General features: G+C 68.7%; 15 protein-coding genes. 9 read left to right on the forward strand and 6 right to left on the reverse strand.

Features of this window, described 5'->3' with window-relative positions:
- Positions 1-67: 67 nt before the first annotated feature.
- From AB4030_RS21440 to AB4030_RS21460, 5 genes are all read right to left on the reverse strand, one after another.
- A complete protein-coding gene (locus tag AB4030_RS21440) occupies positions 68-334 on the reverse strand; it encodes a hypothetical protein (protein WP_442281228.1) in 267 nt (88 codons plus the stop codon).
- 782 nt (positions 335-1,116) lie between these two features.
- Complete coding sequence (locus tag AB4030_RS21445; RefSeq protein ID WP_442281229.1) at positions 1,117-1,995, reverse strand: RNA polymerase sigma-70 factor; 879 nt, start codon at positions 1,993-1,995, stop codon at positions 1,117-1,119.
- Positions 1,992-2,576, reverse strand: coding sequence for a carboxymuconolactone decarboxylase family protein (locus AB4030_RS21450; RefSeq protein WP_442281230.1), 585 nt, complete (start codon positions 2,574-2,576; stop codon positions 1,992-1,994). The genes AB4030_RS21445 and AB4030_RS21450 overlap by 4 nt, the downstream gene beginning before the upstream one ends.
- 614 nt (positions 2,577-3,190) lie before the next feature.
- Positions 3,191-3,877: a hypothetical protein gene (locus AB4030_RS21455; protein ID WP_442281231.1), complete on the reverse strand. Its 687-nt coding sequence runs from the start codon at positions 3,875-3,877 to the stop codon at positions 3,191-3,193.
- Positions 3,878-3,939: 62 nt separating this feature from the next.
- A complete protein-coding gene (locus AB4030_RS21460) occupies positions 3,940-4,119 on the reverse strand; it encodes a YegP family protein (RefSeq protein ID WP_442281232.1) in 180 nt (59 codons plus the stop codon).
- Positions 4,120-4,384: 265 nt separating this feature from the next.
- Between AB4030_RS21460 and AB4030_RS21465 the strand changes: the two genes are divergently transcribed.
- The 3 genes from AB4030_RS21465 to AB4030_RS21475 all read left to right on the forward strand — a co-directional run bounded on the left by AB4030_RS21465 (position 4,385) and on the right by AB4030_RS21475 (position 7,811).
- Entirely contained in the window at positions 4,385-5,368 is a 984-nt protein-coding gene (locus AB4030_RS21465; protein ID WP_442281233.1) for a DUF6454 family protein, read from the forward strand.
- 240 nt (positions 5,369-5,608) lie between these two features.
- The gene (locus tag AB4030_RS21470; RefSeq protein WP_442281234.1) at positions 5,609-6,328 is read left to right on the forward strand and encodes an aquaporin; all 720 of its coding nucleotides are present in this window, start codon (positions 5,609-5,611) and stop codon (positions 6,326-6,328) included.
- A gap of 25 nt (positions 6,329-6,353) precedes the next feature.
- Positions 6,354-7,811, forward strand: a complete 1,458-nt coding sequence (locus AB4030_RS21475) for a DUF2252 domain-containing protein (protein WP_442281235.1) — start codon at positions 6,354-6,356, stop codon at positions 7,809-7,811.
- 178 nt (positions 7,812-7,989) lie between these two features.
- On the opposite strand, the gene AB4030_RS21480 is transcribed toward AB4030_RS21475, so the two are convergent.
- Positions 7,990-8,469 (reverse strand): ArsR/SmtB family transcription factor, encoded by a 480-nt coding sequence (locus AB4030_RS21480; protein WP_442281236.1) that lies wholly within the window; start codon positions 8,467-8,469, stop codon positions 7,990-7,992.
- A gap of 62 nt (positions 8,470-8,531) precedes the next feature.
- Between AB4030_RS21480 and arsB the strand changes: the two genes are divergently transcribed.
- The 6 genes from arsB to AB4030_RS21510 form a co-directional block, all read left to right on the forward strand.
- Positions 8,532-9,635 carry an ACR3 family arsenite efflux transporter gene (gene arsB, locus AB4030_RS21485; RefSeq protein ID WP_442281242.1) on the forward strand — a complete coding sequence of 368 codons (1,104 nt, stop codon included), beginning with the start codon at positions 8,532-8,534 and terminating at the stop codon, positions 9,633-9,635.
- The gene (gene arsD / locus AB4030_RS21490) at positions 9,628-10,056 is read left to right on the forward strand and encodes an arsenite efflux transporter metallochaperone ArsD (protein ID WP_442281237.1); all 429 of its coding nucleotides are present in this window, start codon (positions 9,628-9,630) and stop codon (positions 10,054-10,056) included. Before arsB ends, arsD begins: the two co-directional genes overlap by 8 nt.
- A complete protein-coding gene (arsA, locus tag AB4030_RS21495; RefSeq protein WP_442281238.1) occupies positions 10,002-11,858 on the forward strand; it encodes an arsenical pump-driving ATPase in 1,857 nt (618 codons plus the stop codon). Before arsD ends, arsA begins: the two co-directional genes overlap by 55 nt.
- Positions 11,848-12,474 carry an arsenate reductase ArsC gene (locus AB4030_RS21500; protein WP_442281239.1) on the forward strand — a complete coding sequence of 209 codons (627 nt, stop codon included), beginning with the start codon at positions 11,848-11,850 and terminating at the stop codon, positions 12,472-12,474. The genes arsA and AB4030_RS21500 overlap by 11 nt, the downstream gene beginning before the upstream one ends.
- A 96-nt stretch (positions 12,475-12,570) precedes the next feature.
- A complete protein-coding gene (locus AB4030_RS21505) occupies positions 12,571-12,996 on the forward strand; it encodes an arsenate reductase ArsC (RefSeq protein WP_442281240.1) in 426 nt (141 codons plus the stop codon).
- 72 nt (positions 12,997-13,068) lie between these two features.
- The coding region (locus tag AB4030_RS21510) for an FAD-dependent oxidoreductase (RefSeq protein ID WP_442281241.1) at positions 13,069-13,268 on the forward strand (200 nt) is incomplete at its 3' end.

Consider the following 13,268-nt stretch of genomic DNA (forward strand, 5'->3'; position numbering starts at 1 on the left):
TGGGACTCCCCGGTTCCTCGCAAGCAACGCTTCCACGATGGCCCGTGATGTGCCGGCTGCTGGCGTGTCAGCGCAGGCCAATCGCCCTACGCAGGTGCGGGTCAGCGGCGAAGACCTCCGTTGGAACGTCGAGGACTTCGGCTGCGGCGTCGAGCTCGCGGCCCTCGGCCTCCTCAGTGAACCATGGCCAGTCCGCCGGGTCGTCGCCGAGGCGGTCGATGAGCGCGGCGACGCGGGGGGACGTCGAAAGGGGCGTCGCGACGACGAGCTCGTCTCGCCCATCACGGTTGCGCCACGGCTCGAGGTTGAAGACCGTTGCGACAATCGTGAACATGCGGTGTCGTAATGGTCTCCGCGACCTCGCCCGCTCCCCCACGTTCGGCACTGCCACTCGACCTCGGTGAGCGAGCCCGCTTTCGCCGTGCTGTTGTGGAGCTCGCCAAGCCAGCGTGCGGCCGCGAACACGTCGTAGTCGGCGAACTCCGTGTCGGCGTTCGCGGTGGTGGCGTCGATCATGGCTGGTGCCTTCCGTTAGGGGCGCATGTCTCGCGCCGTCGCTGATGATGGTGCGGCGTGTCCCCGGTCGCGCAATCGACCTGCAACCGCTTGGCGCAACGACGCGCACCACGGCGGGGAGGGGACGAAGAGCCCGAAAGGCGGATAATTGCGGCACGGGACGCGCGACACATGACAGGGCCGCCGCACCGCGGTGACGAGGCAGGCAAGCGAACATCCTCATTTGCCGCGAAAGGCGCGACGCCTCGCTGGTCCGCGCGGGACCGCACCCCGACCATCTCGCTGCCGGGCTCGGCCGTTCGTCGGCGTCGCCCTGACAGTCGGGGAAGAGCACGAGGTCGCCCGGCCCCGTCGCCTCGATCGCGCCGTGCACCGCGGAGGTACGTCGCGCCGCGGATCCGCGGACCGCGTGGTTGCCCTCGGACCACACTCGCTCACCGTGCAGCTCGTCGATCCGGGTCCGCGGGTTGCCGCGCTCGACCCGGGTCAGCAACCAGTCAGCAGGCTCGACGATGCGTCGAGCCTGCCCCATCCGCGACCATAGCGGCGCTCTCGACGCCGAGCCGGCCCCCCCACCGATCGCGTATGCCGTGAGGCGGGTCAACGGGTCAGCTCGGCCTCCTGCTCCAGCCGCTCGAGCTTGGTCGGGTTGCGCATGGCGTAGACGTGGGTGATCCGGCCGTCCTCGACGGCCACGCTGACGACCGTCGTCCCGAAGGCGGGCAAGTCGATCCGCACCGCACGGCCGCCGTTGAGCGACAAGGTGGCGATCTGCGCCCCGTCGCCGACGCGGGGGAAGGCCGACAGGAACTTGGCCACCCGCTGGGCACCGGTGACCGGATGCCGCACTGCCTGCGCCAGCCCGCCACCGTCGGCGACGAGGACGACATCGGGGGCAAGCACCTCGAGCAGGCTCTGCACGTCGCCGGTCGTCACCGCGGCCATGAAGCGCTCGAGCACCTGCTCCTGCTCCGACCGGTCGACCGCCACCCGGGGTCGACGGGCCGCCACGTGCCCCCGCGCGCGGTGGGCCACCTGGCGCACCGTCGCCGTCGCCTTGCCCACCGCCTCCGCGATCTCGTCGTAGGGCACGTCGAAGACCTCGCGCAGCACGAAGACCGCCCGCTCGGTCGGGGTCAGCGTCTCCAGCACCGTGAGCATCGCGATCGACACGCTCTCGGCGAGCTCGACGTCCTCGGCGACGTCCGGGCTCGTGAGCAGCGGCTCCGGCAGCCACTCGCCGACGTAGTCCTCCCGCCGGCGGGCAAGGGTCCGCAGCCGGTTGAGCGCCTGCCGGGTGACGATCCGCACGAGGTAGGCCCGCGGGTCGCGCACCTCGCCGCGCGCGTCGTCACCGAGGTCGGCCCACCGCAGCCACGTCTCCTGCACGACGTCCTCGGCGTCGGCCGCCGACCCGAGCATCTCGTAGGCGACCGTGAAGAGCAGGCTGCGGTGGTCGAGGAACGGGTCCCTGCTCATGCGGTCGAGCGTACGGCGGAGCGCTCCGCCATCGGCTTGAGACCGCACGCCGACGCGAAGCCCTCCGACTCGATGCCGAGGGCGACGTTCGAGCGCGTCGTGAGGTTGGCATAGCCGATGACCGTCGTCAGCTCGACGAGCGCGGCCTCACCGAGCTGACCGGCGAGGCTCTCGACCATCTCGTCGGTGACCGTGGGCGGCGTCTGGGTCATCGCCTCGGCGTAGCCCATGACCTCCCGCTCGAGCGGCGTGAAGACGTCGGACTCGCGCCACCGCGGGATCTCCCGCGCCCGCTCGACGTCGAGCCCGTGGTTCTGGGCCATGAAGTAGTTGAAGTCGAGGCACCACGTGCACCCGACGAACGAGGCGACAGCCATGTGCGCGAACGACTTGAGGCCCTCGTCACACGCGTCCCACTTCTGCAGCTGCTGGCCGAAGCGCATGCCGGCCTTGAGCGCCGGGACGTGGTGCCACATGACGCCAAGCGATTGGGGCACCTTGCCGAACATCTTGCGGCTGAAGGCTTTCACCATCGCGCCGTAGGCTCCGGTGATCGGCTTCGGCTGGATCCTGGTGGTCATGGTTCCTCCTCTGGGGAACGTCGGGTTTGCGTCGACATCAAGACACCGGCCACAGCCCGGATGTGACATCCCGTCGCGACAAAGTTCGAGAACGGTGGCCCGCACGGCCTTGCGTCGACGAGGACGTGGCCTTCGTCGGTTGGGACCTGTTTCACGCTCATCACCGGGTCGCACGGTTCACCCAGCTCAGGCCGCGCGTTTGCGCAACCTTTCGGTGCTTCCGAGTGTCGAACCACCGTGACGTCAGACTCGCTGTGGCGGCTCCGGTTCGGGACCGCCCTGCTGTTCATTGTGTATGCCGTTACGGCCTGCGCGGCGCCGGCACCTAACCCGCCCGTGACATTCCATGAAGGAATCGTGACGGGGGCCGAGTCGACATCGATCACGTTGTCCGCCGACGCATGCCGCCGACAGCCCTACGGCTCACGCATTTTGGAATCGGCCGAGCAAGTGCGGATCGCACTGAGTGCCGTCCCTCCCGTGGGCGATGCCGCGCCGTCGTGCAGTGATCTGGTCGTCGTGCGTCTCAGCCGGCCGATAGGCGACCGGGCCGTGGTGGACGCCAGCACCGGGCGCCAGGTGCCTCTCATCCAAAGAGATGTCGGGGGCAGGAGCTAGATCGCAGGACGACGGATTTCACGTGGACGCGCGAGTCGCGCGCGCGACGCTTCGGCGGGGCCGGCGGCTCTTTCCACGGCGAGCAGCAGCACACTCCAGCCGACGGTGAAGGCTCCCCCGACGGTACCGAGGCTCGCCGCGACGTCGGGGTACACGATCGACTCCAGCCCCAGCCAGCACCCGCAGAACGCTGCCGTCCAGGCAGGGAGACGACTGGACGTCACGGCGGCGAGAGACGCCAGAGCCACCAGCGCCAAGGCCAGCGAAGCCTGCGTCGGGTAGTGCGAGACGCCGTTGGTGACTTCGTCGTCGCTCGTGTTGCCAACCAGCGGTGCCCCGTAGGCGACCACGGCCGGTAGACCGAGCAGCGCCAAGAAGGACAACGGGAGGTCGACGCGGCCCCACCGCAGCCGCTGACGCGGCCCAAGCCAGGTCAGCAGCCATGCCGTCACGGCCAGAGCCAGGCCATTCCAGCCCTGCGCCCAGGAGCCGCCCCCCGCGCCGATCAGCACAACCAGCGTGACGAGGCCAAGCTGCGCCAGCGCGACCGGGGCGCCCGGGCGGACGGCAAGCCGGACCAGCGGCACGGTGACCAGGACGAGGTAGAGCAGACCCCAGCCGGACTCGAGCACGTAGTCGTAGTGGAACCGCTCGTCCTGGATGACTACGACAAGCAGGCCCAACCGCGCGGCTTCCCACGGCGGCAGAGCCCCGCCGCGTATAGGCGCTCTGCCGGCGGCCTCGGTCAGGTCAGGTCGGTGACGGTGGCGCCGGCGGCGGCGCGCTGCACGGCCTCCGTGCCCCTGACCGCGCCGTCCTTCGACTCGTAGGCCTCACCGGTGGCGACCACCTCGCCGTTGCCGGCCTCAAGCTGCCACCGGTACTTGGAGGACGAGTCCCTGTACACCTCGAACTTGCCCGCCACATCTGGCTCCTTTCGCGAAGACAGGGGTCACCACCCGCGTTGCCGGGGGGACTCCGGAGGGAGTCGGTCCCCTCCCGCGACACGCTGGACCGAGAGCGTGGCCGTTGCGGGTCCAGGACCCGGCCGTGTTGTGTGCCCCACCTGTCACCACCTCGGACCGGGCAGGCCCGCTGTTCGGGCACTCGTGGGCTCACCGACCCGTCCTGTTCACCCCGCGTGCGTAGCGTCACGGTCCGACAGGGCTTCCCCGACCCGAGAGACTCCCATGAACCGCATCCGTACCCAGATCTACGCACTGACAGCGGCTGCGGCCGTCGCGGTTGGCGGCGCCGCAGTCGCGACCGCTCACGCAGCCGAGAACAACGCGTCGCACCACGCCACAGACACCGCATTGGCGGACGACTTCGGCAAGGTCACTGGCAACACGAACTGGCAGCTGACCAGCAAGCTCAAGCTCAACTTCCCGACATTCCACACCGAGGGCATCGCCTTCACCCCCGACCACGTCTTCCTCTCCGCCGTCCAGATCCTCGAGCCGACGGTCAAGTACCCCACTCCACAGGGCGGCTACGACCGCACCCCGGGCAAAGGCATCGGCCACCTCTTCGTCATGGACCGGCAGGGCCATCTGCAAAAGGACATCACTCTCGGCGAGGGCGACATGTACCACCCCGGTGGCATCGACTTCGATGGCAAGAACGTGTGGGTGCCGGTCGCCCAGTACCGCCCGAACTCGAGCGCCATCATCTACCGCGTCGACGCCGAGAGCCTCGCGGTCCGCAAGCAGTTCGAGGTCAAGGACCATTTCGGCGGCATCGTCATGGACAAGCAGACCGGCCACCTGGTCGGCAACACCTGGGGCTCGCGGCGGTTCGCCGAATGGAACCTCCAAGGCAAACAGCTGAAGACCTGGGACAACCCCAACTTCTTCATCGACTACCAGGACTGCCAGTACGTCCCCAACTCCAAGATGCTCTGCGCGGGCGTCACCAACCTCCCCCAGACCCCGGCCGCAGGAGGAACCGCCGCCACCTACGAGCTCGGCGGCATCGCCATGCTCGACCTCACCACCGAGCAGGTCACCCGCGACATTCCGTTCCAGAAGTGGTCCACCGCGGGACACGTAGCCACCCGCAACCCGTTCAAGATGACCGCCGACGGCAAGCAGCTGACCATGCGCGTCGCGCCTGACAACGGCGACGAGGGCAACGGCACCGAGATCCTCACCTACCAGGCCACCATCGGCTGACAGAACCTGCTCGACCCGGCGCCACCACCAGAAACGCCGGCGCCGGGTCCGGCGCTTCTCACGGGCCGCCACAGCCTCCGCGCTCCACCCGAGATGTGCCCGAACAGCCCCGGGAGCATCTGCTTGCGGTCGGCCAGCTCGATCCCCACGATCGCGTTCGTCGTCGGGACCGCCGCACGCAGCCGAGAAAGCCGAGCGTTGCGGTTGCGGTCGCCGCGCGAAACGCCACTACCGTTGTTCATGAACGTCCTCCTTCATGTGTGTGGGACACCAAGCCCGACAAGCGCATCAGGAGGACGTTCGCCACGCCAGACCCGACCGCGCAGAACGCCTTTCTATGCCGCGAGGGGCATTCCTCGGCAAGGAGGGCAGCGCGGTCTGACGCTGCGCGGCAACGGGATCTCCACGGCCAGCGCCATGCTGTGGGGCTCACCCGTGAGCGGTGCCTCGATGAACCCGGCCCGATCCCTCGGCCCGGCTCTCGTCAAGGGCGACTGGACCTCGTGGTGGGCGTATCTGATCGGACCGGTGGCAGGCGGCCTCATCGCCGTCGGCATCGCCTATGTGCTGCGGGGTCGCGGCGGAGGCCGCAGCGGGGTCGCGGCCGCAGAGGCCCGCTGGACGTGCAATGGCGCCCCGGGGGCGATCCACAGTCCACCGGTTCGCAGCCGCCGTCACGACCATGAGGGCGTCAGCCGAATCGCCGACGCCGAAGGAAGTCGTGAAACGGCTGCCGGGCAGGGCTCGACCGCTCCCTCACCCCTTAAGGATGATTCGGCGCAGGCCGTTGGATGCCATCGTGGGGGTTTCGAGTGCTGCAGAGTGTGCCCAACTGCGGTGCGGTGCCGGTGCTCCCGACTCGGAGGACCATGCCCGACCTCGACCACACCACTGTGCCAATACGCCGGTCTTCGTTCTCGGGGTCGTCAACAGACGCGAAAGAGACGCGCTTCTTCCTGAAGGCGTCGTGTGTGAGGAGCACCTCGTGACCACCACGATCAGACCCGCAACAACGCCAAGCCCTCCCGGCGCCAAAGCAGCACCCAAGCTGACGCACCTCAGCGTCGACGAGCGGGTAGCCAAGGGCAGGGCGGCTCGCAACGAGACGCCCCGCAACAGCCACGGTCGTTGGCATCCCGCCTTGGACCGACCCGATCCGATCGCCCTGCTGGAGGGGCAAGGCCTCAGCAGGGTTCCTGAACTGGTGCCCGTGCGCTACGGACGAATGCTGGTCTCGCCGTTCACCTTCTACCGGGGCGCAGCCCTCATCATGGCCAACGACCTTGCCGCCACTCCCCTGTCAGGGCTGAACACCCAGCTCTGCGGGGATGCCCACCTGTCGAACTTCGGCGTTTTCGCCTCGCCCGAGCGCCGGTTGATGTTCGACATCAACGACTTCGACGAGTCACTTCCGGGACCTTGGGAATGGGATGTCAAGCGGCTCGCGGCGAGTTTGGAGATCGCCGGTCGAGAACGCGGCTTCGCTCCGGAGGAGCGTTGGCAGATCGTTCGAGACTGTGTGGCCGAGTACCGGACACGCATGCGGCTGTTCGCGACGGAGCGCAACCTCGACGTCTGGTACGCACACATCGACGTCGAGACGCTGTACGACACGCTCAAGGGCAGCGTGTCGAAGAAGCAGCGGAAGAAGACGAAGGCGAACGTGGCCAAAGCCCGCACCCGTGACAGCATGCAGGCCTTCAGCAAGCTCACGCATGAGGTCGACGGGCATCGCCGCATCCTCTCCGACGCGCCCCTCATCGTGCCGATCGAGGACCTGGTACCGCCGGGCTCAGCTCGAGACGGTATCGAGGGAGAGTTGCAGGCACTGATCCGCTCGTATCGGCGCACCCTCGAAACCGACCGGCGAGAGCTGCTGGAGTCCTTCCACTACGTCCACGCCGCCCGCAAGGTGGTCGGCGTCGGCAGCGTCGGGACGCGGGCCTGGATCCTGCTCCTGCTCGGCAGGGACAACCAGGACCCCCTCTTCCTGCAGGCCAAAGAGGCCGAGGCGTCCGTCCTTGAGAGGTTCGTGGGCAAGAGCAGATACGCCAACCACGGACAGCGCGTCGTCGCCGGACAACGGCTGATGCAGGCCGCCAGCGACATCTTCCTCGGTTGGCAACGCGTCACCGGATTCGACGGTCAAGTACGCGACTTCTACCTTCGCCAGCTGCGCGACTGGAAGGGCTCCGCCGACGTCGAGACACTCCACGCAGACGCCATGACGGCATACGGACGACTGTGTGGGGCGACCTTGGCCCGCGCCCACGCGCGCTCCGGCGACCGCATCGCGATCGCGTCCTACCTGGGCGCGAGCGAGACCTTCGACGAGGCGATCGCCAACTTCTCCGTGGCCTACGCCGACCAGAACGAACGCGACTACCAAGCGCTCGTCGACGCCGTCGACTCCGGCCGCCTCGAAGCCCACACCGGCCTGTAGGGGACGACGGAGAGCGCACCATCTGCGCCGGTCCCACAGACGCTGACGGAGGCACTCACGGCCTGCCAGGAGCGCAAGTCCGCGCGCAAGTCCGCGCGCAAGCCGCAGCTCTGCCGCTGACCGGTCGTGCCGATGGTCGGACGTTGCGATCCGGCCGATGAGCGCGCCTCGATCGCGCTCAGCCGAGGAAGGCCCGGATCCCCTCGAGGGCCTTGGTGTCGAGGCGGAACCAGGCCCAGGTGCCCCGACGCTCACGGGTGACGATGCCGGCGTCGACCAGCGTCTTGAGGTGGTGGCTGACGGTGGGCTGTGACACCGGGACGGCCTCAGTCATGTCGCAGACGCAAGCTTCCTGGTTCGGGGAGGCGCTGATGATGCTGAGCAGCTGCAAGCGGACCGGGTCGGCGAGAGCTTTCAGCAGGCTTGCGCGTCGCTCGGCCTCTTCGCGCTCGAGGGCAACCACCGGGGGCGAGCCGCAGTCCGAAACCTGTGGCACTCGCTGAGGCGTCGTGCTCATTGTCGTGATGCTCACCTCGGTCACCTCCCGTTCACTTCCATAGACCAGCCTCAATGTTGACACATGTCGATGCAACTGCCAACGTTGGAGTATCGACCAGTGTCGATCCTGCAGCAGACCAGGCCCAGCTTCGAAGGACATCGGTGAACAACGCGCCCAGCCCCAGCACCTCCACCCAGGCCACGCCGCCCGCCCACGATCCGGTGGTGGCGAAACTCTCGACTCTCGACCGGTTCCTGCCGGTCTGGATCGGCCTGGCCATGGTGGCCGGCCTGCTGTTGGGGCGAGTCATCCCCGGCCTCGGCAACGGCCTCGCGAAGGTGGAGGTCGACGGGGTCTCCCTCCCGATCGCCCTCGGACTGCTCGTCATGATGTATCCCGTCCTGGCCAAGGTCCGCTACGACCGGCTCGACTCGGTCACGGGCGACAAGCGACTGTTGGTCAGCTCCCTGTTCCTCAACTGGGTGCTAGGGCCGGCGCTGATGTTTGCGCTCGCTTGGATCTTCCTGCCCGACCTGCCGGCCTACCGCACGGGCCTGATCATCGTCGGACTCGCCCGGTGCATCGCCATGGTCATCATCTGGAACGACCTCGCCTGCGGTGACCGCGAGGCCGCGGCCGTGCTCGTCGCGCTCAACTCGATCTTCCAGGTCGTCGCCTTCGCCGGGCTCGGCTGGTTCTACCTCTCCGTGCTGCCCGGCTGGCTCGGTCTCTCACAGACCGGCATCGACGCCTCGACGTGGGACATCGGCCGCTCCGTCCTCATCTTCCTCGGCATCCCGCTCCTCGCGGGGTTCCTCTCCCGACGCATCGGGGAACGCCGACGCGGGCGGACCTGGTACGAAAGCACTTTCATCCCCCGCATCGGACCCTGGGCGCTCTACGGCCTGCTGTTCACCATCGTCATCCTCTTCGCCCTGCAGGGCGACGCGATCACCTCACGGCCGCTCGATGTCGTGCGCATCGCGCTGCCACTCCTCGTCTACTTCGCCGTGATGTGGGGCGGCGGGTTCGGACTCGGCGCCAGTCTCCGCCTGGGCTACGAGCGCACCACGACGCTCGCCTTCACGGCTGCGGGCAACAACTTCGAGCTCGCCATCGCCGTCGCCATCGCCACCTTCGGCGCGGCCTCCGGACAGGCCCTCGCCGGCGTCGTCGGCCCGCTCATCGAGGTCCCTGCCCTCGTCGCCCTCGTCTACGTCAGCCTCGCCCTGCGCAAGCGCTTCCACGTCGTCCCCGGCGGCCCGAACGCCCCCCGCACCCCCCCGTCGGACATGACGCCAGCGAAGGAGTCGCGCAATGCCTGAGATCCACGTCTACGAGCCCGCGCTCTGCTGCAACACCGGCGTGTGTGGACCCGAGCTCGACGAACGCCTCGTCGTGTTCACCGCCGACCTGGCACACGTCAACGAGGCGGGCGGCCAGGTGCTGCGCCACAACCTGGCCAAAGACCCGCAGGCCTTCGTCACGAACGACGCCGTACGCGACTTCCTCCACCTTTCGGGATCCGAGGGCCTTCCGCTGACGACGGTGGACGGCGTGACCGTGCTGACCGGCGTCTACCCGACCCGTGAGCAGCTCGTCCGGTACTCAGCCCTCGCCGAGTCTGCGCAGGGCGCATCCTCTGACCGTCACCTGTTGCCCCTGGCCCAGACAGCCTCGGATGCCGGCTGTTGCGCGCCGGAGGCTTCCACGGGTTCGCCCAGCCCTTCGACGGGCTGCTGCTGATGCTCTCCCTGCCCTTTCTCGACGCTCCGCCCCGGTTCCTGTTCTTCACGGGCAAGGGCGGCGTCGGCAAGACCTCGCTGGCCTGCGCCACGGCGGTGCACTTGGTGGGGCAGGGCAAGCGGGTGCTGCTGACGAGCACCGACCCGGCGTCGAACGTCGGGCAGGTGTTCAACGCCACCGTTGGGAACGTGGTCACTCCGGTCCCGGACGTCCCAAGTCTGGACGCTCTGGAGATCGACCCGCAGCAGGCAGCCGACGCCTACCGAGCCGCGATCATCGACCCGGTGCGCGACCTCCTGCCGGCCGCCGAGATCTCGGCGATGACCGAGCAGCTCTCCGGAGCCTGCACGACCGAGATCGCCTCCTTCAACGAGTTCACCTCCCTGCTCGCCGACGAGTCCGCCACGGCCGCCTACGACCACGTCCTCTTCGACACCGCCCCCACCGGGCACACCGTCCGACTGCTGCAGCTTCCCGGGGAGTGGACCACCTACCTGTCCGACGGCAAGGGCGACGTGTCATGCCTGGGACCCGTTGCGGGCCTCGACCGGCTGCGGCACGACTACGCCGGCGCACTGGCAGCGCTGACCGACCCCACACGAACGCGCCTCGTGCTCGTGACGCGCCCGCAACGCTCCTCCATCCGGGAGGCCGCACGCACCTTCAACGAGCTGCGCGAGCTGGGCATGACGAACGCCCATCTCGTCATCAACGGCGTCATCCCGGGGTACGCGGCCGCCGATACCACTGACGACATCCTCGTAGACGCGGTGACTCGACGCGAGAGGGAGGCGCTGAACGCCATCCCCGCCGACCTTGCCGCGCTGCCCCGGACGACGATTCCGTTGCTCGCGTTCAACACGGTCGGCGTCCCCTCGCTCCGCGCTCTGCTTGACCCCGACGCGACACCGGCCGCTCCAGCCGGCGACGAGATCGCCTCTCTGCCAGACGGTTTGACCAGCCTTCGTGACCTCGTCGACGACCTCGAGGCGGACGGCCACGGCCTGGTCATGTGCATGGGCAAGGGCGGGGTCGGCAAGACCACCGTCGCCGCCGCAGTCGCCCTCGAGCTCGCCTCCCGCGGACATGAGGTGCTGCTGACGACCACCGACCCGGCCGCCCACCTGAGCGAGACGCTCCAGGCCGAGGTCGATCACCTCACCGTCGAGCGGATCGACCCCGAACAGGCCATCATCGAGTACCGCGAACGAGTCATGGCCGGCAAGGGCAACGCGCTCGACGACGCCGGCCGGGCCGTCCTCGCCGAGGACCTGAAGTCACCGTGCACCGACGAGGTCGCCGTCTTCCAGCAGTTCTCCCACGTGGTCTTCCGGGCCCGCAAGCAGTTCGTTGTGCTCGACACGGCCCCGACCGGCCACACCCTGCTCCTGCTCGACGCGACCGGCTCCTACCACCGCGAGATCACGCGCCAGATGAGCGAGGGCACCCGCTTCGTCACCCCGCTGATGCGCCTGCAGAACCAGAGCCAGACCAAGGTCGTCATCGTCACCCTCCCCGAGACCACGCCAGTGCTTGAGGCCGAGGAGCTCCAGGACGACCTCGCCCGCGCCGGCATCACCCCGTGGGCCTGGGTCGTCAATGCCAGCCTCACCGCCTCGGCGCCCACCTCTTCGTTCCTGCGGGCCCGAGCCCACGCCGAAGCCGACCCGCTCGCTCGCGTGAACGAGCTCTGCCGACGCGTGGCGGTGCTGCCGCTGATGGCCCTCGAACCGGTCGGCACCGCTGCCCTTTCAGAGCTAACCCGACCTGCCATGGAAGGAACCCTGACCGATGCGCACTGACAGCGCCGCTGGCTCGCCCGACTACGACCGGATCATCGAGGACCTGACGTACAAGTACGACGGCGTCTTCTCCAAGGAGTCGGTGGCGCAGGCCGTAGCCGACGCACGCGCCGCCCTCGAGCCCGTCTCGAAGATCCCCACCTACCTGCCGATCCTGACCGCGCGCTACGCCACCCAGCAGCTGACCGCAGCAGCGCAGGCCGAAGGCCGGATCACGAAGCAGGTGCCCGAGCTGCTCTTCGTCTGCGTCCACAACGCCGGCCGGTCCCAGATCGCCGCAGCGCTGGCCAAGCACCTCTCCGGCGGCCGGGTCCACGTCCGCTCCGCCGGCTCCGCCCCGGTCGACGAGGTCAACGCCACCGCAATCGCCGTCCTCAAGGAACGCGGCATCGACCTTTCCGAGGCCTACCCCAAGCCGCTCACCAACGACGTCGTGCGCGCCGCCGACGTCGTCATCACGATGGGCTGCGGCGACGCCTGCCCCATCCTGCCGGGCAAGCGGTACGAGGACTGGGACGTCGCCGATCCCGCCGGCCAGCCCCTCGAGACCGTCCGCGACATCCGCGACGACATCCAAGGCCGCGTCACCCGACTGCTCCGCGACCTCGGAATCTGACCCAGCGACACCACCCCAACCCGCGCCTCCCACACTCGCGCCTGCATCAAACCACCGAACCCACGACCCCCAAACCAGAAGCAAGGAGCCACCCACGTGAGCAACCAGACCGACAAGCTCTCCGTCCTCTTCGTCTGCATCCACAACGCCGGCCGCTCCCAGATGGCCGCCGCCTACCTCGCCCACCTCTCCGGCGGCGCCGTCGAGGTGCGCTCGGCGGGATCGGCTCCCGCCGACCAGGTCAACCCGTCCGCCGTCGCCGCCATGGCCGAGGAGGGCATCGACATCACCGCCGAGACGCCCAAGGTCCTGACGACCGAGGCGGTCAAGGAGTCCGACGTCGTCATCACCATGGGGTGCGGCGACACGTGCCCGATCTTCCCCGGCAAGCGCTACGAGGACTGGGACCTCGCGGACCCCGCCGGCAAGGGCGTCGAGGCCGTGCGCCCCATCCGTGACGAGATCCGGCAGCGCATCCTGGGCCTGCTCGAGTCCCTCGACGTCACACCGGTCTCTGCCTGAGCACGGCCTCGCCGCAGAACGCGCTGACTTACAGACCCACTGACCGCATCGGCTACGCGACAAGGACCCCGCATGACTGACACGACCGACGTCCGGAACGTCATCATCATCGGCTCCGGCCCGGCGGGCTACACCGCGGCCGTCTACGCGGCCCGCGCGAACCTCGCGCCCCTCGTCTTCGAGGGCGCCGTGACCGCTGGCGGCGCGCTGATGAACACGACCGAGGTCGAGAACTTCCCCGGCTTCAAGGACGGCATCATGGGACCCGACCT

The sequence above is a fragment of the Terrabacter sp. 2YAF2 genome, from assembly GCF_052114705.1.
Classification (GTDB): Bacteria; Actinomycetota; Actinomycetes; order Actinomycetales; family Dermatophilaceae; genus Terrabacter.

Bases quoted from the DNA above. Each gene is read 5' to 3' on its own strand.
- AB4030_RS21465 (WP_442281233.1), top strand. From the start codon at position 4,385: ATGAACCGCATCCGTACCCAGATCTACGCACTGACAGCGGCTGCGGCC.
- arsD (WP_442281237.1), top strand. From the start codon at position 9,628: ATGCCTGAGATCCACGTCTACGAGCCCGCGCTCTGCTGCAACACCGGC.
- AB4030_RS21500 (WP_442281239.1), top strand. From the start codon at position 11,848: ATGCGCACTGACAGCGCCGCTGGCTCGCCCGACTACGACCGGATCATC.
- AB4030_RS21470 (WP_442281234.1), top strand. From the start codon at position 5,609: ATGAACGTCCTCCTTCATGTGTGTGGGACACCAAGCCCGACAAGCGCA.
- AB4030_RS21445 (WP_442281229.1), bottom strand. From the start codon at position 1,995: ATGAGCAGGGACCCGTTCCTCGACCACCGCAGCCTGCTCTTCACGGTC.
- AB4030_RS21440 (WP_442281228.1), bottom strand. From the start codon at position 334: ATGTTCACGATTGTCGCAACGGTCTTCAACCTCGAGCCGTGGCGCAAC.
- AB4030_RS21480 (WP_442281236.1), bottom strand. From the start codon at position 8,469: ATGTCCTTCGAAGCTGGGCCTGGTCTGCTGCAGGATCGACACTGGTCG.
- AB4030_RS21450 (WP_442281230.1), bottom strand. From the start codon at position 2,576: ATGACCACCAGGATCCAGCCGAAGCCGATCACCGGAGCCTACGGCGCG.